We start from the raw sequence: 21,424 nt of genomic DNA on the forward strand, positions 1-21,424 counted from the left end.
TCAGTCCCACGAACATTCACACGCTCCGAGGACTTCACCATGACCCGTAAAATCGCACTGATCACCGGCGCCAGCCGCGGCCTGGGCAAAAGCGCTGCGCTGCACCTGGCGGCACAAGGCGTCGACATTATCGGCACCTACAACCGTTCGGAGGACGAAGCCCAGGCCGTGGTCGCACAAGTCGAGGCACTGGGCGGCAAGGCGGCCATGCTGCAACTGGATGTCAGCCAGAGTTCGACCTTTGATGCATTCACCGCCCAGGTCGGCTCGGTGTTGCAGGACGTGTTCGGCCAGACGCACTTCAACTTCCTGATCAACAACGCCGGGATCGGCGCCCACGCCAGCTTCGCTGAAACCACCGAAGCACAGTTCGACCAACTGGTGGCGATCCACTTCAAGGGTCCGTTTTTCCTGACCCAGAAATTGCTGCCGCTGATCAGCGACGGCGGCCGCATCATCAACATCTCCAGCGGCCTGGCGCGCTTCAGCCTGCCGGGTTACTCGGCCTATGCCTCGATGAAGGGCGCGGTGGAAGTGCTGACCCGCTACCAGGCCAAGGAACTGGGCGCCCGTGGCATCACCGTCAACACCCTGGCCCCCGGCGCGATTGCCACCGACTTCAGCGGCGGCGCAGTACGGGACAACCCGGCCGTGAACGCCATGGTTGCCAACAACACGGCCTTGGGTCGCGCAGGCCTGCCGGATGACATTGGCGGGGCAATCTCCACCCTGCTGGCGGACGGCAGCAACTGGATCACCGGGCAGCGGGTCGAGGCGTCGGGCGGGATGTTTCTGTAACACCGTCGGATTCTCCGCTAGCATCAATGCTTTCGGATAACTGACAGGCAATCACCCATGAGTTTTGATCCAGGACTGGCCGGTGGCATGGGCGTACTGGCCGCCGTGGTCGACAGCGGCAGTTTTGCCCGCGCTGCCGACAGCCTGGAGATGACGCCTTCGGGGGTCAGCCGGGCCATTTCCCGGTTGGAAAAACGCCTGGGGATTCGCCTGTTCGACCGCACCACCCGCTCGGTGCAATTGACCGACGAGGGCCGGCGTTTCTACCAGGAAATCGCTCCGCTGCTGGCCGGCCTGGAAGAGGCCGCCAGCTCGGCGGCCGACAGCGCCCTGACGGTGCGCGGGCGGTTGCGGGTGAATATCGACCCGTACTTCTCGCGCCTGGTGCTGGGGCCGGTGCTCGGTGAGTTCATGAGCCACTACCCGCAGTTGCAGCTGGACCTGCACACCCGGGATCAACTCGGGGATCTGGTGGCGGATGGCTTTGACCTGGCCATCCGTTTTGGCATTCCCCAATCCTCCTCGTTGATCGCCCGCAAGCTGATGGAAGTGCGGGTGCTTACCGTGGCCTCGCCGGCTTATCTTGAACGGCACGGGCGCCCTTCCCACCCGCTGGACCTGGAAGACGGCCAGCACGTGTGCATCGACTTTCGCGACTCCCAGACCGGCCGGCCGTTTGGCTGGGAATTCCACCGGCCGGGTGAGCACGTCAACGTCGCCACCAGTGGGCGGCTGGTGGTCAACGACGCCGGAACCTTGTACAGCGTGTGCGAACACGGCCATGCGGTGGCGCAGATGCTCGACCTCGGGCTGGTGCCGGCGCTGGCGTCGGGCGCGTTGGTGGAGCTGTTTCCCGACTGGCCCGATGAACGTTTCCCGTTGTATGCCTTCTACCCCTCCCGGCATTTGCCGGCGGCCAAGGTGCGGGCATTCCTCGATTTTGTGGCTTCTGTAGGCGCGAGCGTGCTCGCGAAAAACTAACGTGCGCTGCGTTACGCCTGAAACCCCGCGTTATCGTTAACGTCCATCGCGAGCAAGCTCACTCCTACAAATAAACTTTTCCCGCACCGCGTCATACGCCCAGTGATACACATAGGTGTACGGCAGGAAAAACAGCAGCACGCCGATGTCGAGGATAAACGCCTGCATCAGGCTGATATTCAGCCACCAGGCAATCAACGGCACGCAGATCGCCACCAGGCCGCCTTCAAACATCACCGCATGCAGCACGCGAGTCCACACACCGCCGGACAGTTGCAGGCGCACCTTGAGACGGTCGAACAGGCCGTTGAACATCACGTTCCAAACCAGCGCCATAAGGCTGATGGCCAAGGTCACCATGCCCATCTCCAGGGCCGGCTTATCCATGATCCACGTCAGCAGCGGCGTACAGATCAACAAGGCCAGGCCCTCAAAACCAATGGCCTGCCAAACGCGTTCAGTAATCGACTTGGTGGGTGTCATGACCCGTTCTCCGTGAGTGACGATGGTTGCCATCATTACCCTTTAACTCGATACTTCATAACCAATAACCATCGATCAAGGCGATAGTCATGGCCTCCCATGAAGTGCTTCAGGCGTTTGTGCAGGCAGCGACCCAAGGTTCGTTTTCAGCGGCGGCGCGCAAGTTGGGCAAAAGCCAGTCCACCGTCAGCGCGGCGGTGGCGAGCCTGGAGATTGACCTGGACGTGGTGCTGTTTGATCGCAGCAGCCGCAAGCCCACGCTGACCCCGGCCGGGCATGTGCTGCTGCAACGTGCCGAGCAGGTGCTGGAAGCCAGCAGCCGCCTGGAGTTGGCGGCCAGCCAGTTGTCCCAGGGGCTGGAGCCGAAGCTGAGTATCGCGATGTCCGACACCTATCAATCGGACCGTTTCGAAACCGCCCTCAGCGCCTTCGAGCAACGCTACCCGGACCTGGAACTGGAATGCCTGATCGCCGAATGCGAAGACTTGATCGCCCTGGTGCAAAGCGGCCGGGCGCAGATTGCGTTTATCGAAATGCAGGCCGTTTACCCGCCGGACCTCACCAGCACCGCCGTGGAAGAACGTACGGAAATCGCCCTGTTTGTTTCGCCTGAACATCCGCTGGCGAACCATGCGGACATCAACCAGCAAACCCTGGAGCAGCACCGTGAACTTCGGTTGGCGAGCATTATCAACCCGAATGAAACCCGGGGCCTGGGCCGGGTGTGGTCGGCGCCCAGTTACCTGATGCTGATGGAAATGGCGCAATTGGGTTTCGGCTGGGCGCCGCTGCCGCGCTGGCTGGTGGAGCGGTTTGGCGGTGGTCACCTGCGTGAAATCAAAGCCCGGGGCTGGCCGCGCTCGGTGGCCGTGGATGCGTTGTGGTCACGCCAGCATCCTCCCGGCCCGGCAGGCAGTTGGCTGCTGGGCAAGATGCTGGAGTGATGCAGGAACACAATATTCGGAACAATGAAGATCAAATGTGGGAGCTGGCTTGCCTGCGATAGCGGTGTATCAGCCAACATCTTCGGCACTGACACTCCGCTATCGCAGGCAAGCCAGCTCCCACATTGGATTGGCGGTGACGTCTGCGGTTTTATCAGGCCACTTCAATCTGCGGCGGGCGGTTGTTCTGGAAGTATTCATGCAGCGCCCGCAACGCCGGCAATTCCAGGGCCTGGGCGGCAAAGCACAACCCCACCCGGCGCGTCGGCGCCGGCAGGTGCCAGGGGCGAATCACGACCCCGGCCCGCTCCGCCGCCAGGGACTGCGGCAACATCGCCACCCCCACACCGGCCGCCACCATGTGCAACGCTTGGGTCAACGAACCGGCATGCCCGGCCACCGCCTGGGGCGAACGCCCGTACAAGGCCATCAGCCGCTGGTGGGAATCATGCTGCGGGCAGGTGATCCAGTCTTCGATCGGCGCCCAGGCCTGTTCCTTTCCACCCGCCGCCATCGGGTGCGCAGCTGGCAGTGCCATCACGTAGGACTCTTCCCAAAGCGGCAGGAACAATTCGTCCTCGCAGCACATTTCCTCCACCGCCAGGCGCCCTTCTCCTTCGCAGCCTTCCTGCAAGGTCAGCAGCAGACCCGGCAGGCCCTGGTGCGCCATGCGCAGGAAGGTTTCGATCTGGCTGTCGGCAATGTCGCCTTCCACTCCCAGTTCCAGGGCGATACGGTTTTCGCGGCCGCGAAACAGCCGGCTCAACGCGTCGGCCTCGGCCACCATGCGCCGCGCCTGCGGGTACAGCACCCGCGCCTCATCACTGACCTCAACCCCACGGGGCTGGCGCAGAAACAACGCCACGCCCAACTCTTCTTCCAGTTGCTTGATGGTCACCGACAACGTCGGCTGGCTGATGAACAGGCGCTGGGCGGCGGCCGTGATATTGCGCTCTTCGAACACCGCGAGAAACGCCTTGAGATGACGCACATCCATAGTTAATACCGATGACAGACAGAGGAATAAGGCATTTTTCAGCCACCCGAGGGCTAAATATACTGCGCGCCACGTTTAGTTATTTGTTTTTCTTATTTCAGGAGTTCCACCATGAGCAAGCCATTGATCATCATCACCGGCGCCAGTTCGGGCATTGGCGAAGCCACCGCGCGCTTGCTGTCGGCTGCCGGCCACCCGCTGCTGCTGTTGGCCCGCCGCATCGACCGGCTGAATGCCCTCGAGCTGCCAAACACCTTGAGCCGCGGTGTCGACATCACCGACCGCGCCGCCCTGGTGGCCGCCGTGAAAGAAGCCGAAGCCCAGTTCGGCCCGGCCGACGCGCTGATCAACAATGCCGGTGTGATGCTGCTGGGCAGCATCAGTGAACAAGACCCGGCGCAGTGGGAACAGATGCTCGACGTCAACGTGAAAGGTCTGCTCAACGGCATTCATGCCGTGGCCGGCAGCATGGTCGAGCGTAAGGGCGGCACCATTATCAACGTCAGCTCGGTGGCCGGGCGCAAGACCTTCCCGAACCATGTTGCGTATGTGGGCACCAAGTTCGCCGTGCACGGGATTTCGGAAAACCTGCGGGAGGAATTGTCGCCGCACAATGTGCGCGTGATCACCATTGCGCCGGGCGCGGTAGAAACCGAACTGCTCAGCCACACCACCGATGAAGCCATCAAGACCGGCTACCAGGCGTGGAAACAGGACATGGGCGGCACCGTGCTGAGCGCGGATGATGTAGCGTCGGCGATTGCCTATGCCTACCAGCAGCCGCAGCATGTGTGCATTCGCGAAATTGTGTTGGCGGCGACGCGTCAGCAGCCGTAAGAAGCCAAGGCAGACAACACAAATCCAATGTGGGAGCTGGCTTGCCTGCGATAGCGGTGGGTCAGCCATGCATCTGTTGCTGATACACCGCTATCGCAGGCAAGCCAGCTCCCACAGTGGATCGCACTCCAGTCTCACTGGCTATTTGAGTTCGGCCAACCGCCGCTCGATAAAGCGCTTTTCGGGCACTTGCCGGGTCAATGCCAGCGCCCGTTCAAACGCTCGCCGCGCGTCCTCCACTCGCCCCAATCGCCGACAAAACTCACCCCGCGCCGAGTGTGCCAGGTGATAGTCCACCAACTCCCCCCGCGCCAGAATCCCGTCCACCCATTCCAATCCCGCCAGCGCCCCATCGCGCATCCCAACGGCCACCGCGCGATTGAGCTCGATCACCGGCGACGGCATCGCCCTGTGCAACACGTCATACAGCCCGACGATCTGCGGCCAGTCGGTCTCATCGGCGCTCACGGCTTCAGCGTGTACCGCCGCAATCGCTGCTTGCAGGCTGTAGGGCCCAAAGCGCGGCATGGTCAGGGCTTTCTCCACCAGCGCGCATCCTTCAGCAATCAACGACGCATCCCACAGCGAACGGTCCTGCTCATCCAACAGCACCAGCTCACCGCCGGCCGAGGTGCGTGCCGGGCGCCGGGATTCGTGGAGCAGCATCAGCGCCAGCAAGCCCATCACTTCCGGCTCGGGCAACAATTCCATCAGCAAACGGCCCAGTCGAATGGCTTCGCGGGTCAGGTCTTCACGGGTCAAATCGGCGCCCATGGACGCCGAATACCCTTCGTTGAACACCAGGTAAATCACCCGCAGCACACTGTCCAGACGCTCGGGCAGCTCCACCAGGGACGGCACTTGATAGGGGATTTTCGCTTCGCGGATCTTGCCCTTGGCCCGCACGATGCGTTGGGCGATGGTGGCCGGCGTGGCGAGAAACGCCCGGGCGATTTCCTCGGTGGTGAGGTCGCAGATCTCACGCAAGGTCAGCGCCGCCTGGGCATCCGCCGCCAGCGCCGGGTGACAACAGGTAAAGATCAGGCGCAGGCGGTCGTCTTCCACGTCTTCGGCGCTCCAGTCGGCGTCTTCCAGTTCATCGGCCTGAGCCAGCCACTGGTTCTGGTGCGCGGCAAAACGGGCCTGGCGGCGCAGGCGGTCGATGGCCTTGAAGCGCCCGGTCGACACCAGCCAGGCCCGGGGATTGTCGGGCACACCGTCCTGCTCCCAGCGTTCCACCGCGACGAAGAACGCCTCGTGCAAGGCCTCTTCAGCCAGGTCGAAATCGCCGAGCAGGCGAATCAGGGTCGCCAGGATGCGCCGCGATTCGCTGCGATAAACCGCTTCTACCCGGGCTTGCACCGTCAATCGCGCAGCCCTTCGGTGACCAGCGTCACCAAGCGGTCGAGGCTCTGGCCCCAACCCTCGTGAAAGCCCATGGCTTCGTGGGCCTGCTTGGTTTCAGCGCTCCAGTGCATGGCGCGGGCGGTGTAGAGGGTTTTGCCGTCGACGTCTTCAAAGGTGACTTCGGCGGTCATGAACGGCTGGCCCGAAGGGATCCAGCCGGGGGTGAAGGCATCGGTAAACACCAGCCGGCTGGGGGCGGTAATTTCCAGGAATACGCCTTGGGTCGGGTACTCGCTGCCGTCGGGGGCACGCATCAGCGTGCGAAACTGCCCACCTACCCACAGGTCCATTTCGCACTCGGGGGTGGTCATGCCGTGTGGGCCCCACCATTGCTGCAATAGTGCCGGCTCGGTCCAGGCGCGGAATACACGGCTGCGAGGGGCATCGATCAAGCGACTGATGGACAGTTCAAATTCGGCGGGTTTGGGTTGATGAGTCATGGGAAAACCTCCTGAGTTTTATTGTTGTGATCAGAGATTCAATTCACGCACCGGGCGCACTTCCACACTGCCGACCCGGGCCGCCGGAATGCCGCCGGCCACCTGGATCGCTTCATTCAGGTCCCGGGCCTCGATCAGGTAAAACCCGGCGAGCTGCTCCTTGGTTTCAGCAAACGGCCCGTCGGTGATCGACAGCTTGCCGTTGCGCATGCGCACGGTGGTGGCGGTGGTGACCGACTCCAGCGGTTCGGCCGCAAGCAAGCGCCCGCTGGCCTGCACGGCGGCGCCATAGGCAAAGCATTCCGGGTCCTTGGGGCTGTCGGGCGAGTCGTGCAGCACCTGTTCATTGCTATAGATCAGGCAGAGGTATTTCATGGGATTCTCCGTTTTCGGACATCTGACTATAGTTCGCGGCGTTCAAGGTTTCAGGTCGAACAGACCGGCGCCGGTTTCCATGTCGAAGGGTGCCGACCAATGTTCATGCACCACTTTCCACTCCCCGCCAATGCGCTGGTAACCCGCGGTGACGCGCATCCAGCAGGTCTTGAGCACACCGTCGGGCCCGGTGCCGCCACAGTGCGCGAGCCAGTGGGCAAAGGCGCTGTTATCGGCGGCGACGATATGCAACTCGTGGAAGTCAAAGACCCCGGGGCCCGGACAGAACTCCATGCACGCCTGCCAGTGCGCCTGGTAGGCCGCCTTACCCTTGAACTGCAGGGCGTTAACGGCGTCGAACGCGACGATATCGTCGGCGTAAAAGCTGACAATCTTCCCGACGTCCTTGGCGATGACTGCCTGTTTCCATTGTTCGATCAAGCGGATGATTGCAGTGCTCATGGCGATACTCCTTGCGGGAAAAATCACTGAAGACACCCTTAGTCGACTGGGATATCAGCTAATCGACAGTCCCGCGAAAAATAATTGCGAATACCGCAAACCCGCTAGAATCCGCGCTTCTTTGTAGGATTTCGGATGCTACGCCGATGGAAACCCGCCTCGTTCCCTATGAGACGTTGACTGCCCTGCAACAACAGCAACTCAACGCCCTGGAAGTGCATCCCGAACAACTGGCGTTTTCCGGCGATATCTACTGTGCGCTGAACACCCTGCTGGTCAATCCGAGCCCCGGCGTGGCGGGCTTTGCGCTACTGGCAGACGAGATCCCCGTGGCGTTCCTGCTGCTCAAACGCCCGCCGTGCCTGCCCCATTGGGCCGATGAACACAGCGCCACCCTGCATGCATTGCAAGTCGACCGCCATCAACAGGGCCTGGGGTTTGGCAAGGCCTGCCTGCACGCCCTGCCCGCCGCCGCACGTCTGGTCTGGCCACAGATCAAGGCCCTGGAACTGTCGGTGGACACGGACAATGTGGCGGCGATGGGGCTGTATTTGCAGCAGGGCTGGGTGGACAGCGGGGAGGCGTATAAGGGAAGGATTGGGTATGAGCGCCGGTTGGCGTGGGTGTTTGATGCCGAGGCACCTTGACAATGCCGAAATGTAACGTATACATGACTTATCAATATAAATGTAATGGTTACGCGACATGGACTCTTCTGTCATCACCCAGAGAATCGGCAGCCAAGTGCGCACCATGCGGCTCAACCGAGGCTATAAACAAGCAGAATTGGCGCGTTTGGCGGGCGTAACTCGGCAAAAAATGATTGAAATCGAGCAAGGCAGCCCAACGGTCTCCATGAATGCCTACGCTCGAGTGATTGCCGCCTTGGGCAGTGAAATAAAATTGGTACCTGCCACCATGCCAACGCTGGAAGAAGTGGAGGACTTGTTCAATGAATAGCCCGAAGCTTCATGTTCATACCCCTCAAGGCGCCAGCGGCAGCGTATTCACCAGTGCAGGCGACTATCTTTTCCGCTACGGCGATAACGCACTACCACCCAGCGCACTCAGCCTGGTAATGCCCGTTCGCGCAGATGAATACCGCCGACGAGAGCTACATCCGATATTCCAGATGAACCTGCCAGAAGGGTTTGTGCTGGAGCAGCTTCGCAATCGCCTTGCCAAGACAGTGAAGGTAGACCCGATGTTGCTGCTGGCATTGTCTGGTAGCAGTGCGCCTATCGGTCGCGTCTTCGTTTCCTCGGACCAAGTCAATGAGCTGATTCAGCGCAACGGCGCTCCGTCGACGGGAGAAAACCTGGACGAAATTCTCGCCTGGGACGGGGCGGAAGATCTTTTTGCTGACCTGGTAGATCGCTACATCCTGCGAGCAGGAATTTCCGGTGTTCAGCCCAAGGTGCTGGTGCCGGAAAAGCCACAAACCCCAGAGCAGAAATTCACTTCAAAAACCAATGATCTGATCATCAAAAGTGGGCGCGACGAATTTCCGGGATTGGCCATCAACGAATACCTGTGCATGTCCATTGCCAGAGATGCAGGCATACCCGTGCCGCCGTTTTACCTGTCGCAGAATCATAAGCTTTTCATCATGCGGCGCTTTGATCGGGATGAGCAGGCCAACCCCTTGGGCTTCGAAGACATGACCGCGCTGATGGGCCTGTCTGCAGAACAGAAATACGGCAAGAGCTACAACATGATCGCCAAAGCGGTACGCGTTTACTGTTCGATTGAGCATGAACGCAGTTCTCTCGACCAACTGTTCGACAGCGTGGCCTTGAGTTGCATAGTGGGCAATGGCGATGCCCATCTGAAAAATTTCGGCCTGCTGTATAGCGACCCGATCAAGAGCGATGCCAGGCTTGCACCGGCTTACGACATTGCCAATACCACCGCCTACATTCCCGAGGACGCTCTGGCTCTCGACCTGGCCGGCAACAAATCTTTTTTTGCCTCGCGCTTGGGTATCCTTGAGTTTGCTGGAACCTGTCAGGTGGAAAACCCCGAGGACCGTATCCGTGCACTGCTCCAAACTCTTGAAGTTGTTCTTAAGCGCGAAGACGATTACTGCCGACAAGCCCCTAATGTTGCACAAGCCATACGGCAATCAGCGCAAGGCTATCAGCGCAGCTTCGGCGGCTGAACACATCACCTGACCGATCGATAAGGAGGCCCAATGCTGACCACGCTGGAACAACTTGAATCCCTCTACGGCCTCCCCCACGAGCGGGCCGTGCGCAAGGAAATTCCGTTTCTCAACGAGGATTACCAGGCCATGGTCCGCGCCTCGCCCTTGGTGGTGGTGAGTTCGTCCGGCCCGGACGGTATCGACGGTTCGCCCCGTGGCGACGTGCCAGGTTTTGTACGAATCATCGACGAGCGCACGTTGGCGATTCCGGATCGGCCAGGGAATAACCGCCTCGACACCCTGCGCAATCTGGTGGTGGACCCGCGTATTGCGTTGCTGTTCATCATCCCGGGCATTGGCGAGACCTTGCGGGTCAATGGCCGCGCGCAGATTTCCATCGAGCCTGAGTTGCTGGAGAGCTTTGCGGTGAATGGCAAAGCCGCCCGCTCGGTGATCCTGGTACAGGTGGAAGCGTCGTATTTCCATTGTTCCAAAGCCTTCGTGCGCTCCGATTGCTGGAACCCGGAAAAGCATCTGGAGCGCTCGGCACTGCCGAGCGCCGGGGCGTTTCACAAGCGGCTGAACGACGGGGCATTTGACGCCGAAGCCTATGACCGGGAAATGCCGGAGCGGGTCAAGGCGACGTTGTATTGAGAGGCGGTTGCAAACGCCTTCGGCCCCCTGGCCAAATCCATGGGCCGGCACGCACTACCTGTTATTTCTAACAGCTATCCACCCGATGATTTGTGAGGTGTACTGCTGTTCCCACGTTGTCGCTTCGTGATGTCGAACAAGCAGGTATGGAGGATTTCCCCACACAAGGAGCCCTATCATGGCCAACTCACAAGACGATGCCGGCAGTTTTGATACAAGCTTTGGCACAGACCGCAACGGCACCGTTCGTCTGGAATTGCTGGCCGGGTTCACCCGGTTGCTCAAAGACCAGACACTGCTCACCGTAGGCAACAAGCGAAAATCCCAGACCGAATATGTCGTTGAGGCGGTCAAACACCATGCCGACGGGTATTACGATAAAGCCCTGGCCGAAACGTCCATAAACGGTTTTAACTTGTTCGCGGCCCTGACAGTTCAGGAAGACGATAAGTACCTGGTGTTATGGGGCCTGCTCAATGGGGCCCACTATGATGCCCACCTCACGCGCTTCACCAAAGAAGGCGATCCCGACCCGCAGTTCAACCCTGGCAACAATGGGACCGTACGGCTTGATGTCGCTGTCGAGGACGATCTGCTGGGAAAACGAGGCTTGAAGGTTCGCGACAACGACGGCGCCATCTATGTGGCGTTCGAAATTCACGAACACGACAGCATCATTATCAAGATCGATAAAGACGGAGGTACCGACCCGCTTTTTGGTGGCGGAAACGGACGGGTATACGTTCCCGACACACAACTGCGCGCCCTGGCATTTTCAGGCGACGATGATCTGTTGGTCGCAGGCAACACCAGAGACAAAGCCATTATCAGTCGCTACGACAACAAGGGTTCGCTGGTGACCGGCTTTGGCAGTGGCGGCCATGTTGAGCTGGGCTCCGCAGATACCGGCAACCCGCTCAGCGTCTTCAGTATTGTGGTGGACGATCAACATCGGATCACTGTGGCCGGGTCCAACGCAAAGCTGCGACAAACCCATAACTTCGTCGCCAGTTTCACCGCCAGCGGGCAACCCGACCCCACGTTCAACGAGGGCGCTCCCGTGCACACCACTGTTGAAGATGGCTCATATGTGAGCCACGTGGTCCAGCACGACGGAAAAATCGTGGTATTGGCCCGGGAACAAGCAACAGGTTTAACCACAAAACTGGTGAGATACACCCGGGCCGCTCACAAGGACCCCGCGTTTGGTAATGCCGGTGTTGCGCTGGTCTATACGAGGCAGGACAGTCCATTGCGGTCTTATGTCGACACCGTCGAGCTGCAGCAACCAGGGGAAAAATTTCTGGTATCCGGCCCCAACGCAACCTACTACACCTTCATGGCACGCCTGCTTAACGATCCTGAGTGACGGGCACCCGGGTGGGGAATTCTCCCACCCGGAACCTCAAGTCATCAGAGCTTTTCTATCGGAATCCAGATTTCCACGGACCCCGTGCCCTTGCCCACATCGAAGTCGGCGCTATAACGCTCAAAATCGGCCCCGATCACCTTGTAGCCGGAACCCGGCAGCCACTCGAACATGATGCGTTCATAGGTCTGCGCCAGCGCCTGCACCGGACCAAAGTGCGGGAACACCGCATAACGACGGGCGGGAATTTCAATCGACTGGAAGTTGCTCGGCACATCGCCCTTGGTCGGGACTTCAACACCGGCCAGGTAGTCGAATTCATCGTGCTTGGCGTTGGCGCACACGCCGTAGGTCACGCCGCCCACGCGCTTCTTGATCTCTTTGAAGCAGCTGTCGAACAACTCCCACAACTTGGGAATATCCCCAATCGTGGCTTTCGAATAACGCCCTTGCACCCCCGCAATCACCAGGGCCTTGCCCTCTTCCATGTGCGGCTGTAACGGCAGTTTTGTCTGTTGATCCATCTGAACAGTCTCCTTCTTATGAGGGAACAAACCCGCGTCGAGTATAGGGGCATATCCCCGCCGTACTCCAAGCAGAAATTTTTCCCGCAGCATCTGGACAATTGGCCATCATCGACCGTATTGTCTGCCCCGCAGGCCACCGCAGTGGCCGACGTCGCTCGGACGGTTCCGGGCGCTTACGTATTTCGAGGCAACAATGGCCGACCAAGGTTCGCCGCGCCGCTTTGCGCGCATAGATCGACTCCCCCCTTACGTGTTCAATATCACTGCCGAGCTGAAGATGGCTGCGCGTCGGCGCGGCGAAGACATCATCGACTTGAGCATGGGCAACCCTGACGGCCCCACGCCACCGCACATCGTGGAAAAACTGGTGACCGTCGCCCAGCGTGAAGACACCCACGGTTACTCCACGTCCAAAGGTATTCCGCGGCTGCGCCGGGCGATTTCCCACTGGTACAAAGACCGCTACGCAGTGGACATCGACCCGGAAACCGAAGCCATCGTGACCATCGGTTCCAAAGAAGGCCTGGCGCACTTGATGCTGGCCACCCTGGACCAGGGCGACACGGTGTTGGTGCCCAACCCCAGCTACCCGATTCACATCTACGGTGCCGTGATTGCCGGCGCCCAGGTGCGTTCGGTGCCGCTGATTCCGGGAGTGGATTTCTTCGCGGAACTGGAACGCGCGATTCGTGGCTCGATCCCCAAGCCGAAGATGATGATCCTCGGCTTCCCGTCCAACCCCACCGCACAGTGCGTGGAGTTGGACTTCTTTGAACGGGTGATCGCCCTGGCCAAGCAGTACGACGTGCTGGTGGTGCATGACCTGGCCTACGCCGACATCGTCTACGACGGCTGGAAAGCCCCTTCGATCATGCAGGTGCCGGGGGCCAAGGACATTGCGGTGGAGTTTTTCACCCTGTCCAAGAGCTACAACATGGCCGGCTGGCGCATTGGTTTCATGGTGGGTAACGCGGAACTGGTCAACGCCCTGGCGCGGATCAAGAGCTACCACGACTATGGCACCTTCACCCCGCTGCAAGTGGCGGCGATTGCGGCACTGGAAGGCGATCAGCAGTGCGTGAAAGACATTGCCGACCAATACCGCCAGCGCCGTAACGTGCTGGTCAAAGGCCTGCATGAGCTGGGCTGGATGGTCGAGAATCCGAAGGCGTCGATGTATGTATGGGCGAAAATCCCCGAAGCGTATGCCGCGATGGGTTCCCTGGAGTTTGCCAAGAAGCTGCTGCTGGAAGCCAAGGTGTGTGTATCGCCGGGGATTGGCTTTGGTGAGTATGGCGACGATCACGTGCGCTTTGCGCTGATCGAAAACCAGGACCGGATTCGCCAGGCGGTGCGGGGCATCCGGGCGATGTTCCGGGCAGATGGGCTGGTCAAGAAAGCTGACGCCTGACCCGATCTAACTGCCGGAACCCAATCAATGTGGGAGCTGGCTTGCCTGCGATAGCGGTGTTGAATTCACCATCGCCATCGCAGGCAAGCCAGCTCCCACATTTTGTTTTGCGGTGTGCCTGTCAGACCACCAGCGACAGCAGCATGATAAAGCCCAACGCCACCACCGACAGGATGGTCTCCATCGCGGTCCAGGTCTTGAACGTCTCGGCCACGGTCATATTGAAGTACTGCTTCACCAGCCAGAACCCCGCATCGTTGACGTGAGACAACACCAGCGAGCCCGCCCCCGTCGCCAATACGAGCAACTCGCGGTTCACCCCCGGAATCATCCCCACCACCGGCACCACAATGCCGGCGCCGGTAATGGTCGCCACGGTGGCAGAACCGGTGGCCACACGAATCACCGCCGCCACCAGCCAGGCCAGCAGGATCGGGTTGATCTGCGCGGTCACCGCCATATGGCCGATCACATCACCCACGCCGCTGGTCACCAGCATCTGCTTGAAACCACCACCGGCACCGATGATCAGGATGATCGCTGCGGTCGGCGCCAGGCTGGCGTCGAGCAGCTTGAGGATTTGCTTGGAACCGATGCCCTGGCGATGGCCAAAGGTGTACAGCGACAGCAGCAAGGCCAGCAGCAACGCGGTGATCGGGTGACCGATCATGTCCATCCAGTTGCGGATCACGTGGCCGTCCGGCAGGGCGACGTCAGCGAAGGTTTTCAGCAGCATCAGGAACACCGGCAGCAGCACGGTGATCAGGGTGATGCTGAAGCTCGGCAGGGTCTTGGATTCCGGTTGCTCACTGGCCAGTTGGTCCACCAGCTCCTGGGACGGATTGCCCGGGATGTACTTGGCGATAAACGAACCGTAGAGCGGGCCGGCGATGATCGCTGTAGGCAGCGCGACGATCAGGCCGTAGAGAATGGTCTTGCCGATGTCGGCACCAAACACGCCGATCGCCAGCAACGGGCCCGGGTGCGGCGGCACCAGGCCATGCACCGCCGAGAGGCCGGCCAGCAGCGGGATGCCGATCTTGATCAGCGACACGCCGGTGCGGCGCGCAACGATAAACACCAGCGGGATCAGCAATACAAAACCGATCTCGAAGAACAGCGGAATGCCCACCAGGAATGCGGCGAACATCATTGCCCACTGCACCCTCTCCTTGCCGAAGGCCCGCACCAGGGTTTGGGCGATCTGATCGGCACCGCCGGAATCGGCCATCATCTTGCCGAGCATCGTACCCAGCGCGAGGATAATCCCGACAAAGCCGAGCACCCCGCCGAAGCCGTCCTGGAAGGCCTTGATGATCTTGTCCACGGGCATGCCCGAGGTCAGGCCGAGGAAGCCTGCGGCGATGATCAGCGCAATGAACGGGTGGACTTTGAACCGGGTGATCAACACGATCAGGCCGATGATGGTGACCACTGCATCGAGTAGCAGATAGGTATCGTGGGACAAGCCAAACATGGGGGTCTCTCCTGTTTGTTGTTGTTATTAAAGCCGGTAAAAAATTCAGTGCAGGCGGACAGCGCTATCTTGTCCGGCAAACAATTATTTGTTTGGTTCAAAACCGTGTTCGAGCCACCAGGCATTGGTTTGCTCGGCCAAGTCTTCAACGCTGTCGACGCTGGCGTTCAAGGCCAGGGTCAACGGCTCGCCCACCGGCGATTCAAGGGTGGCGAACTGGCTGTCTATGAGGCTGGCCGGCATGAAATGGCCGGGGCGATGGGACACACGGTCGGCGGCGACTTCGCGAGTCAGCTCCAGAAACACAAAGCCCAGGCCCGGCGCGGCTTCGCGCAGGTGGTCGCGGTATTTCTTTTTCAGGGCCGAACAGGTGAGCACCGGATGCTCGCCGGCTTTGAGCGAGCGGCGCAGTTCATCACACAGGATGTCGAGCCAGCCGGCGCGGTCGTCGTCGTTAAGGGGATGGCCGGCACTCATCTTCTCGATGTTCGCGGCGGGGTGAAAGCTGTCGCCTTCGATGGCGGTGGCGCCGTTCAGCTGGCACAAGGCCTCGCTGACGCTGGACTTGCCACAGCCGGAAACACCCATGATCACGAGGGCAGTAACAGGTTGACTCATGAAACACCTCAAGACGCAGATAGCGCTACCTTTGCACGCTGTAAGGCTAGTGCAAAAACAGGCTTTTCCCGCGCCGTCTTGTCATTTTTATGGAGTGACGCGTGCATCTGCTCCAAAGGTTTGAACGGGAACAGGCATCCCGACGTTCAAGAATTTGCAGGGTCTTGGAGACAGCGCTACCTTAGTGCCTCGATTTTTGTTTGGCAAGCCGCCTGATGACTCCCAAGAACGATAAAAATACCCGCACCACGGGCCGCCCTACCCTGAATGAAGTAGCCCGCCTGGCCGGCGTAAGCCCGATTACCGCCTCCCGGGCCTTGCGCGGCATCAGCACCGTGGCCACTGAACTGGTGGAAAAAGTACAGAAAGCGGCGGCCGAACTGAGCTACGTGGTCAACCCCGCCGCCCGCGCCCTGGCGTCCGCCCAGAGCCAGTCGGTGGTGGTGCTGGTGCCGTCGCTGTCCAACCTGTTGTTTATCGAAACCCTGGAAGCCATCCACCAGGTACTGAGGCCCAAGGGCTTCGAAGTGCTGATCGGCAACACCCACTATTCCCGCGACGAAGAAGAAGACCTGCTGCGCAACTACATGGCCTACCAGCCACGGGGGTTGCTGCTGACCGGGTTTGACCGTACGGAAAGTGCCCGGCGCATGGTGGAATCGAGCAACGTGCCGTGTGTGTACATGATGGACCTGGACCCGGGCGCCGGACTCAACTGCGTAGGATTTTCGCAGCTGAACGCCGGGGAAACGGCGGCCGCGCATTTGATCTCACGGGGCCGCAAGCGGTTGGCCTACATCGGCGCCCAATTGGACCAGCGCACATTGTTGCGCGGCGAAGGCTTTCGCCGGGCGCTGCAGCAGGCGGGGTTGTACGACCCGGCGCTGGAATTGCTGACCCCACGGCCATCGTCAGTGGGCCTGGGCGGCGAGCTGTTCCTGCAACTGCTGGCCAGCCATCCGGATGTGGACGCGATCTTCTTTGGTAACGATGACCTGGCTCAGGGCGCGTTGCTGGAAGCACTGCGCCATGGCATCAAAATACCGCAGCAGATCTCGGTGCTGGGCTTCAACGACCTGCCCTCCTCCTCGTTCATGGTGCCGCGTTTGAGCAGCATCAGTACGCCCCGCGAAGCCATTGGCCGGCGCGCGGCAGAGCATTTGCTGACGGTGATGGCCGGTAACAAGATCGCCCGGCCGGTGGTGGACATGGGGTTTGAGTTGAAGGTGCGCGAGAGTACCTAGGCGGTAGCTGTAGGAAGCGACTGATGTTGATGGCAGCGCCTTGCTCCGTTGCCTACAGGTACGTCAGAATCCGCCGGCTTGTGCGCCTGGGTAGGGCTCTCTAAGGTTGCCCGGTCGCTGAATTTCTCGGTGATCGGGTTTAGTAGCCTGAGCAGTCATACAGAATGAGCATGAGCTTCATCTATCAGACTTACGTGTCTGTGCTTGATGGTGGCTGTGCGCAGGGCGCCCTTGTGGCGCGCCGGATTTTTGTGTGACTTTGCCGGTCTACTAACCTGCGTGCAGCCGCCACCCTTTCGTTTAGTAGCGATCAGGTGATGGCCCAGATAGAGGTCACGCTTATGTTCAAAGTTACTCCCAATCCTCCTTCCTTATTCACCGTCAGCACCGACGCCAGCAGCGAAAGCCTGATCGCCAACAGCTACGAGACGTTTTCTTCGGTCAGCACGTTATTGCTCGACCTGTCTGATGAACTCACCGGCAAAGACCGCGACACCGCATTGGCGATTCACCAGTTGAGTGAGTTGGGCGTATTGCTGATGGGCAAGTTGATGGACCTGGAATCACCGCGCTGCTAAGGGCCCAGACGCGGTCAATGTGGGAGCTGGCTTGCCTGCGATAGCATCACCTCGGTATGCCTGATACACCGAGGTGCCTGCATCGCAGGCAAGCCAGCTCCCACATTTTTAGTCGTCGTTGGCCCATGCCCCTGCTAAATTGCCCACCTGCCTTCTCACCCTCGCAAGGAAAGCACCATGGGCCATTCGCTGAAAATCCTCGGTCGCACTTCTTCCATCAACGTGCGAAAAGTCCTGTGGACCTGCCAGGAACTGGGCATCTCCTACGACCGCGAAGACTGGGGCATCGGCTTCGCCTCCACCCAGTCCCCCGAATTCCTGGCCCTGAACCCCAACGCCCAAATCCCGGTGATCATCGACGACAACGGCGTGCTGTGGGAATCCAACACCATCTGTCGCTACCTCGTGGGCCTGCACCAGCGCCACGATCTGCTGCCCGCCGAGCCGGCAGCCCGGGCCAGAGTCGAACAATGGATAGACTGGCAAGCCATCGAACTCAACCGTTCGTGGGGTGCTGCGTTTACCGCCCTGGTGCGCAACAACCCCGACCACCTGGACGCGCAAGCCATCGCCGTCGCGGTAAAGGCCTGGAACGACAAGATGGGCCTGCTCGAAGAGCAACTGGTAAAAACCGGTGCCTACGTCGCCGGTAAAGACTTCACACTGGCCGACATCCTCATCGGCCTGTCGGTACACCGCTGGCGGATTACGCCCATGGAGCGTCCGTCCTACCCGGCGGTCAGCACCTACTACGAAACCCTCAGCCAACGCCCCGGCTTCAAAACCTTCGCCCTCGACGGCCACAACTAACAACAAGGACGACACCATGAAAGGACTCAACGTACTACTCACCGGCGCCTGCGGCCGCATCGGCAAGACGTTTTTCGAAGCCTCGAAAGACCGCTACCGCTTCACCCTGACCGACCGCATCGAGCCGGATTTCGCCCTCGGCGAACACCGTTTCGTGCACGCCGACCTGAGCGATAAAACCGCCCTCGCCGCGCTGCTCGACGGGATTGACGTGATCGTGCACCTGTCGGGCATCCCTCACGCCAGCGCCACCTTCGACGAGTTGCTGCCCAACAACATCCTGGCCACCACGTACCTGTTCGAAGCCGCCGTGGCCGCCGGGGTAAAACGCCTGGTGTTCGCCAGCAGTGCCCAGACCATCGAAGGCTACCCGGTCGACCGCCAGATCACCCCCGGCATGCCCGTATTGCCCGCCAACCTGTACGGCGTGAGCAAATGCTACGGCGAAGCCCTCTGCGGTTTTTACGCGGCCAAAACCCCGCTCTCCACCATCGCCCTGCGCATCGGTGCGTTTGAATTCCCCGAAACCCACGACCTGAACAACGCCCGCGACCTCAGCGCCTGGCTCAGCCCGCGGGATGCCGTGCAATTACTGCAACGCTCGGTGGAAACCGAAGGTGTAAAGCACCTGATCGCCCACGGCATTTCCAACAACCGCTTCAAACGCCTGGACCTCAGCGAAACAACCCGTGTGCTGGGGTACCAACCGGTGGATGATGCGTTTCAGGAATTCGAGATCCCGATCACTTACTGAGTCTTCTGCCCATGTCTTCACCCTCTATCGCAGACGGCATCGACCCGATCCGCGCCGCCCATATCAGCGCGCGCATTGATCGGCTACCCGCCGTCGCCACCGTCTGGCGCCTGGTGGCGTTGCTGTCGATTGGCGGCTTTTTCGAGCTGTATGACCTGTTCCAGACCGCCTACATCAGCCCGGGCTTGATCAGCGACGGGATTTTCCACACCGGCAGCCAGGGCGTATTCGGCTTCTCCGACCAGGCCGCCTTTGCCTCGGCGACCTTCCTCGGCCTGTTCCTCGGCGCCAGCCTGCTCAGCCCGATTGCCGACCGCTACGGACGCCGGGCGATCTTCACCTTTGCGTTGATCTGGTACACCGTCGCCACCGTGCTGATGGGCATCCAGACTTCGGCCCTGGGGATTATCTGCATGCGTTTCCTGGTGGGCATCGGCCTGGGCATCGAACTGGTGACCATCGACGCCTACCTCTCGGAACTGGTGCCCAAGCGCATGCGCAGTTCGGCGTTTGCCTTTGCGTTTTTCATCCAGTTTCTGTCGGTGCCGGCGGTGGCCTTGATGTCATGGTGGCTGGTGCCCCAGGCGCCGTTCGGGGTGTCCGGCTGGCGCTGGGTGGTGCTGAGCAGTGCAGTGTTTGCGCTGTTTATCTGGCAACTGCGCAAGCGCCTGCCGGAGTCACCGCGCTGGCTCGCGCAAAAAGGCCGCTTCGACGAGGCCGGGCAGATCATGGACAGCCTTGAGGCACGTTGCCAAAAAGACCACGGCAAACCACTGGATGAACCCGAGCCTGAAGCTGTGAGCGTGCAAGGCCAAGGGCGGTTTGCCGATATCTGGCAACCGCCGTACCGGCGCCGGGCGTTGATGCTGATTGTGTTTCATGTGTTCCAGGCCATCGGCTTTTTCGGCTTTGGCAATTGGTTGCCGGCGCTGCTGTCGGGCCAGGGCGTGAGCGTCACCCACAGCTTGGGCTACGCCTTTATCATCACCCTCGCCTACCCACTGGGGCCGCTGCTGTTTGTGAAGGTGGCCAACCGTTTTGAAAACAAATGGCAGATTGTCGGCTCAGCCTTGGGCGCGGTGATCTTCGGCAGTTTGTTCGCCTTGCAAACCACCGCCGTGGGGCTGGTGATCTGCGGGGTGATGATCACCTTCTGCAACGCCTGGCTGAGTTTCAGTTATCACTCCTACCAGAGTGAACTGTTCCCCACCAACATCCGCGCCCGGGCGGTGGGCTTTTGCTATTCGTTCAGCCGGTTGTCGACGGTGTTCAGCAGTTTGCTGATTGGCGTGATTCTCGAACACCTCGGCACGCCCGGCGTGTTGGCGTTTATCGCCAGCAGCATGTTGATTGTGATGATCACCATCAGTTGGTTCGGCCCGCGCACCCGCAACCTGGCGCTGGAGAACATTGCCCACTAGCGGCAAACAATGGCCGTCGGCACGCCAATGCTTGCCGACGGTGGCGGCAAAAAGCCCCGTAAACACGGGGCCATACCACTGGGCACGCTAATTGCTCCACCTGTGGGACCGCTCACATCCACAGGTGTCCTGATCATGCTGATCAACAACAACCCCCAGGCTCAGTCGACGATTCAACGCACCAAACGCACAGACATGGACCCGGCCAACGCCGCGGCCAGTGCGCTGTACAGCGGTGCCGCGCAAAACGTGCAACAGGGCACCACCACCGTATCGGCCACGCAGGCTTCGGCCGACGCCACGGCGGACAACATCAACGCGGCCTTTGCCAAGACCCGCGTTCAACTGCAAGCCACCACCGCTGCCACGTCGACCACCGACGTACCCAAGGCCGACTCCACCTCGTCGGCCCGCAGTGAATTCACCGACTACATTAAGAAAAGCCCGGCCGAGCGCATCCGCGAGCAACTGCTCAAGGAACAGGGTTTGACCGAAGATGATGTGAAGAGCATGCCTCAGGACCAGCAGGATGCTATTTCCAAAGAAGTGGCAGAACGCCTGAAAGAGCAGCAGACGCAGCAAGTAGCGGCGAAGACGGCTGACCCGCAGGCGCAGACGGTGAAAGAGACCCTGGCGGCGATCTAAGCCCTGACAATACAACCCTTGTGGTCAGGGAGCTTGCTGTGGCGAG

The 21,424-nt window shown here is 60.4% G+C and carries 25 protein-coding genes; 16 read left to right on the forward strand and 9 right to left on the reverse strand.

What is annotated here, in order from left to right:
• Window positions 1-39: 39 nt before the first annotated feature.
• Complete coding sequence (locus HX855_RS01710) at window positions 40-798, forward strand: SDR family NAD(P)-dependent oxidoreductase (protein ID WP_177086379.1); 759 nt, start codon at window positions 40-42, stop codon at window positions 796-798.
• A 57-nt stretch (window positions 799-855) separates the two neighbouring features.
• Entirely contained in the window at window positions 856-1,779 is a 924-nt protein-coding gene (locus tag HX855_RS01715; RefSeq protein WP_177086381.1) for a LysR family transcriptional regulator, read from the forward strand.
• Window positions 1,780-1,815: 36 nt separating this feature from the next.
• Here HX855_RS01715 and HX855_RS01720 read toward each other — a convergent pair whose 3' ends face one another.
• Window positions 1,816-2,262, reverse strand: coding sequence for a multidrug/biocide efflux PACE transporter (locus HX855_RS01720; protein WP_177086390.1), 447 nt, complete (start codon window positions 2,260-2,262; stop codon window positions 1,816-1,818).
• 89 nt (window positions 2,263-2,351) lie between these two features.
• On the opposite strand from HX855_RS01720, the gene HX855_RS01725 reads away from it, so the two are divergent.
• Window positions 2,352-3,206: a LysR family transcriptional regulator gene (locus HX855_RS01725; RefSeq protein ID WP_177086393.1), complete on the forward strand. Its 855-nt coding sequence runs from the start codon at window positions 2,352-2,354 to the stop codon at window positions 3,204-3,206.
• Between the two features lie 154 nt (window positions 3,207-3,360).
• Here the strand turns inward: HX855_RS01725 and HX855_RS01730 are convergent, their stop codons facing one another.
• Window positions 3,361-4,203, reverse strand: coding sequence for a LysR family transcriptional regulator (locus HX855_RS01730; protein ID WP_177086395.1), 843 nt, complete (start codon window positions 4,201-4,203; stop codon window positions 3,361-3,363).
• A 111-nt stretch (window positions 4,204-4,314) separates the two neighbouring features.
• On the opposite strand from HX855_RS01730, the gene HX855_RS01735 reads away from it, so the two are divergent.
• Window positions 4,315-5,040: an SDR family oxidoreductase gene (locus tag HX855_RS01735; protein WP_177086397.1), complete on the forward strand. Its 726-nt coding sequence runs from the start codon at window positions 4,315-4,317 to the stop codon at window positions 5,038-5,040.
• Between the two features lie 141 nt (window positions 5,041-5,181).
• Here the strand turns inward: HX855_RS01735 and HX855_RS01740 are convergent, their stop codons facing one another.
• The 4 genes from HX855_RS01740 to HX855_RS01755 are packed head-to-tail and all read right to left on the reverse strand — an operon-like array spanning window position 5,182 to window position 7,724.
• On the reverse strand, window positions 5,182-6,408 hold the full coding sequence (locus tag HX855_RS01740; protein ID WP_177086399.1) for an RNA polymerase sigma factor: 1,227 nt from the start codon (window positions 6,406-6,408) through the stop codon (window positions 5,182-5,184).
• Complete coding sequence (locus HX855_RS01745; protein ID WP_177086402.1) at window positions 6,405-6,887, reverse strand: SRPBCC family protein; 483 nt, start codon at window positions 6,885-6,887, stop codon at window positions 6,405-6,407. Before HX855_RS01745 ends, HX855_RS01740 begins: the two co-directional genes overlap by 4 nt.
• Window positions 6,888-6,917: 30 nt before the next feature.
• Window positions 6,918-7,262: a YciI family protein gene (locus HX855_RS01750; protein ID WP_177086403.1), complete on the reverse strand. Its 345-nt coding sequence runs from the start codon at window positions 7,260-7,262 to the stop codon at window positions 6,918-6,920.
• Between the two features lie 42 nt (window positions 7,263-7,304).
• The gene (locus tag HX855_RS01755; RefSeq protein ID WP_177086405.1) at window positions 7,305-7,724 is read right to left on the reverse strand and encodes a nuclear transport factor 2 family protein; all 420 of its coding nucleotides are present in this window, start codon (window positions 7,722-7,724) and stop codon (window positions 7,305-7,307) included.
• Window positions 7,725-7,870: 146 nt separating this feature from the next.
• On the opposite strand from HX855_RS01755, the gene HX855_RS01760 reads away from it, so the two are divergent.
• From HX855_RS01760 to HX855_RS01780, 5 genes are all read left to right on the forward strand, one after another.
• Window positions 7,871-8,371: an N-acetyltransferase gene (locus HX855_RS01760; protein WP_177086407.1), complete on the forward strand. Its 501-nt coding sequence runs from the start codon at window positions 7,871-7,873 to the stop codon at window positions 8,369-8,371.
• A gap of 58 nt (window positions 8,372-8,429) precedes the next feature.
• Window positions 8,430-8,684 (forward strand): helix-turn-helix domain-containing protein, encoded by a 255-nt coding sequence (locus tag HX855_RS01765; RefSeq protein WP_169386081.1) that lies wholly within the window; start codon window positions 8,430-8,432, stop codon window positions 8,682-8,684.
• A complete protein-coding gene (locus tag HX855_RS01770; RefSeq protein WP_177086409.1) occupies window positions 8,677-9,885 on the forward strand; it encodes a type II toxin-antitoxin system HipA family toxin in 1,209 nt (402 codons plus the stop codon). The genes HX855_RS01765 and HX855_RS01770 overlap by 8 nt, the downstream gene beginning before the upstream one ends.
• 33 nt (window positions 9,886-9,918) lie before the next feature.
• The gene (locus HX855_RS01775; protein WP_177086411.1) at window positions 9,919-10,524 is read left to right on the forward strand and encodes a pyridoxamine 5'-phosphate oxidase family protein; all 606 of its coding nucleotides are present in this window, start codon (window positions 9,919-9,921) and stop codon (window positions 10,522-10,524) included.
• Between the two features lie 178 nt (window positions 10,525-10,702).
• Window positions 10,703-11,893 (forward strand): hypothetical protein, encoded by a 1,191-nt coding sequence (locus HX855_RS01780; protein WP_177086413.1) that lies wholly within the window; start codon window positions 10,703-10,705, stop codon window positions 11,891-11,893.
• 44 nt (window positions 11,894-11,937) lie between these two features.
• On the opposite strand, the gene HX855_RS01785 is transcribed toward HX855_RS01780, so the two are convergent.
• Complete coding sequence (locus HX855_RS01785; RefSeq protein ID WP_177086415.1) at window positions 11,938-12,417, reverse strand: GyrI-like domain-containing protein; 480 nt, start codon at window positions 12,415-12,417, stop codon at window positions 11,938-11,940.
• Window positions 12,418-12,613: 196 nt separating this feature from the next.
• On the opposite strand from HX855_RS01785, the gene alaC reads away from it, so the two are divergent.
• The gene (gene alaC, locus HX855_RS01790) at window positions 12,614-13,831 is read left to right on the forward strand and encodes an alanine transaminase (protein WP_177086417.1); all 1,218 of its coding nucleotides are present in this window, start codon (window positions 12,614-12,616) and stop codon (window positions 13,829-13,831) included.
• Between the two features lie 121 nt (window positions 13,832-13,952).
• On the opposite strand, the gene HX855_RS01795 is transcribed toward alaC, so the two are convergent.
• Window positions 13,953-15,308 (reverse strand): GntP family permease, encoded by a 1,356-nt coding sequence (locus tag HX855_RS01795; RefSeq protein WP_177086419.1) that lies wholly within the window; start codon window positions 15,306-15,308, stop codon window positions 13,953-13,955.
• Between the two features lie 84 nt (window positions 15,309-15,392).
• On the reverse strand, window positions 15,393-15,926 hold the full coding sequence (locus HX855_RS01800; RefSeq protein WP_177086421.1) for a gluconokinase: 534 nt from the start codon (window positions 15,924-15,926) through the stop codon (window positions 15,393-15,395).
• Between the two features lie 212 nt (window positions 15,927-16,138).
• On the opposite strand from HX855_RS01800, the gene HX855_RS01805 reads away from it, so the two are divergent.
• The 6 genes from HX855_RS01805 (at window position 16,139) to HX855_RS01830 (ending at window position 21,378) form a co-directional block, all read left to right on the forward strand.
• Window positions 16,139-17,170 carry a LacI family DNA-binding transcriptional regulator gene (locus HX855_RS01805; protein ID WP_177086474.1) on the forward strand — a complete coding sequence of 344 codons (1,032 nt, stop codon included), beginning with the start codon at window positions 16,139-16,141 and terminating at the stop codon, window positions 17,168-17,170.
• 341 nt (window positions 17,171-17,511) lie between these two features.
• A complete protein-coding gene (locus tag HX855_RS01810; RefSeq protein ID WP_177086423.1) occupies window positions 17,512-17,748 on the forward strand; it encodes a DUF6124 family protein in 237 nt (78 codons plus the stop codon).
• A gap of 177 nt (window positions 17,749-17,925) precedes the next feature.
• Window positions 17,926-18,558: a glutathione S-transferase family protein gene (locus tag HX855_RS01815; RefSeq protein WP_177086425.1), complete on the forward strand. Its 633-nt coding sequence runs from the start codon at window positions 17,926-17,928 to the stop codon at window positions 18,556-18,558.
• A gap of 16 nt (window positions 18,559-18,574) precedes the next feature.
• Window positions 18,575-19,312, forward strand: a complete 738-nt coding sequence (locus HX855_RS01820; protein WP_177086427.1) for an NAD(P)-dependent oxidoreductase — start codon at window positions 18,575-18,577, stop codon at window positions 19,310-19,312.
• 11 nt (window positions 19,313-19,323) lie between these two features.
• Window positions 19,324-20,733: an MFS transporter gene (locus HX855_RS01825; protein WP_177086429.1), complete on the forward strand. Its 1,410-nt coding sequence runs from the start codon at window positions 19,324-19,326 to the stop codon at window positions 20,731-20,733.
• A gap of 135 nt (window positions 20,734-20,868) precedes the next feature.
• Window positions 20,869-21,378: a hypothetical protein gene (locus HX855_RS01830; protein ID WP_177086431.1), complete on the forward strand. Its 510-nt coding sequence runs from the start codon at window positions 20,869-20,871 to the stop codon at window positions 21,376-21,378.
• Window positions 21,379-21,424 lie beyond the last annotated feature (46 nt).

It is taken from the genome of Pseudomonas sp. IPO3778 (genome assembly GCF_013386825.1).
Taxonomy (GTDB): domain Bacteria; phylum Pseudomonadota; class Gammaproteobacteria; order Pseudomonadales; family Pseudomonadaceae; genus Aquipseudomonas.

Excerpts from the sequence above, each read along its gene's own strand:
- HX855_RS01715 (WP_177086381.1), top strand. The coding sequence starts at position 856 with ATGAGTTTTGATCCAGGACTGGCCGGTGGCATGGGCGTACTGGCCGCC.
- HX855_RS01720 (WP_177086390.1), bottom strand. The coding sequence starts at position 2,262 with ATGACACCCACCAAGTCGATTACTGAACGCGTTTGGCAGGCCATTGGT.
- HX855_RS01820 (WP_177086427.1), top strand. The coding sequence starts at position 18,575 with ATGAAAGGACTCAACGTACTACTCACCGGCGCCTGCGGCCGCATCGGC.
- HX855_RS01745 (WP_177086402.1), bottom strand. The coding sequence starts at position 6,887 with ATGACTCATCAACCCAAACCCGCCGAATTTGAACTGTCCATCAGTCGC.
- HX855_RS01830 (WP_177086431.1), top strand. The coding sequence starts at position 20,869 with ATGCTGATCAACAACAACCCCCAGGCTCAGTCGACGATTCAACGCACC.
- HX855_RS01725 (WP_177086393.1), top strand. The coding sequence starts at position 2,352 with ATGGCCTCCCATGAAGTGCTTCAGGCGTTTGTGCAGGCAGCGACCCAA.
- HX855_RS01810 (WP_177086423.1), top strand. The coding sequence starts at position 17,512 with ATGTTCAAAGTTACTCCCAATCCTCCTTCCTTATTCACCGTCAGCACC.
- HX855_RS01785 (WP_177086415.1), bottom strand. The coding sequence starts at position 12,417 with ATGGATCAACAGACAAAACTGCCGTTACAGCCGCACATGGAAGAGGGC.
- HX855_RS01735 (WP_177086397.1), top strand. The coding sequence starts at position 4,315 with ATGAGCAAGCCATTGATCATCATCACCGGCGCCAGTTCGGGCATTGGC.
- HX855_RS01800 (WP_177086421.1), bottom strand. The coding sequence starts at position 15,926 with ATGAGTCAACCTGTTACTGCCCTCGTGATCATGGGTGTTTCCGGCTGT.
- HX855_RS01760 (WP_177086407.1), top strand. The coding sequence starts at position 7,871 with ATGGAAACCCGCCTCGTTCCCTATGAGACGTTGACTGCCCTGCAACAA.
- HX855_RS01770 (WP_177086409.1), top strand. The coding sequence starts at position 8,677 with ATGAATAGCCCGAAGCTTCATGTTCATACCCCTCAAGGCGCCAGCGGC.
- HX855_RS01730 (WP_177086395.1), bottom strand. The coding sequence starts at position 4,203 with ATGGATGTGCGTCATCTCAAGGCGTTTCTCGCGGTGTTCGAAGAGCGC.
- HX855_RS01815 (WP_177086425.1), top strand. The coding sequence starts at position 17,926 with ATGGGCCATTCGCTGAAAATCCTCGGTCGCACTTCTTCCATCAACGTG.
- HX855_RS01795 (WP_177086419.1), bottom strand. The coding sequence starts at position 15,308 with ATGTTTGGCTTGTCCCACGATACCTATCTGCTACTCGATGCAGTGGTC.
- alaC (WP_177086417.1), top strand. The coding sequence starts at position 12,614 with ATGGCCGACCAAGGTTCGCCGCGCCGCTTTGCGCGCATAGATCGACTC.
- HX855_RS01825 (WP_177086429.1), top strand. The coding sequence starts at position 19,324 with ATGTCTTCACCCTCTATCGCAGACGGCATCGACCCGATCCGCGCCGCC.
- HX855_RS01750 (WP_177086403.1), bottom strand. The coding sequence starts at position 7,262 with ATGAAATACCTCTGCCTGATCTATAGCAATGAACAGGTGCTGCACGAC.
- HX855_RS01780 (WP_177086413.1), top strand. The coding sequence starts at position 10,703 with ATGGCCAACTCACAAGACGATGCCGGCAGTTTTGATACAAGCTTTGGC.
- HX855_RS01765 (WP_169386081.1), top strand. The coding sequence starts at position 8,430 with ATGGACTCTTCTGTCATCACCCAGAGAATCGGCAGCCAAGTGCGCACC.
- HX855_RS01710 (WP_177086379.1), top strand. The coding sequence starts at position 40 with ATGACCCGTAAAATCGCACTGATCACCGGCGCCAGCCGCGGCCTGGGC.
- HX855_RS01755 (WP_177086405.1), bottom strand. The coding sequence starts at position 7,724 with ATGAGCACTGCAATCATCCGCTTGATCGAACAATGGAAACAGGCAGTC.
- HX855_RS01775 (WP_177086411.1), top strand. The coding sequence starts at position 9,919 with ATGCTGACCACGCTGGAACAACTTGAATCCCTCTACGGCCTCCCCCAC.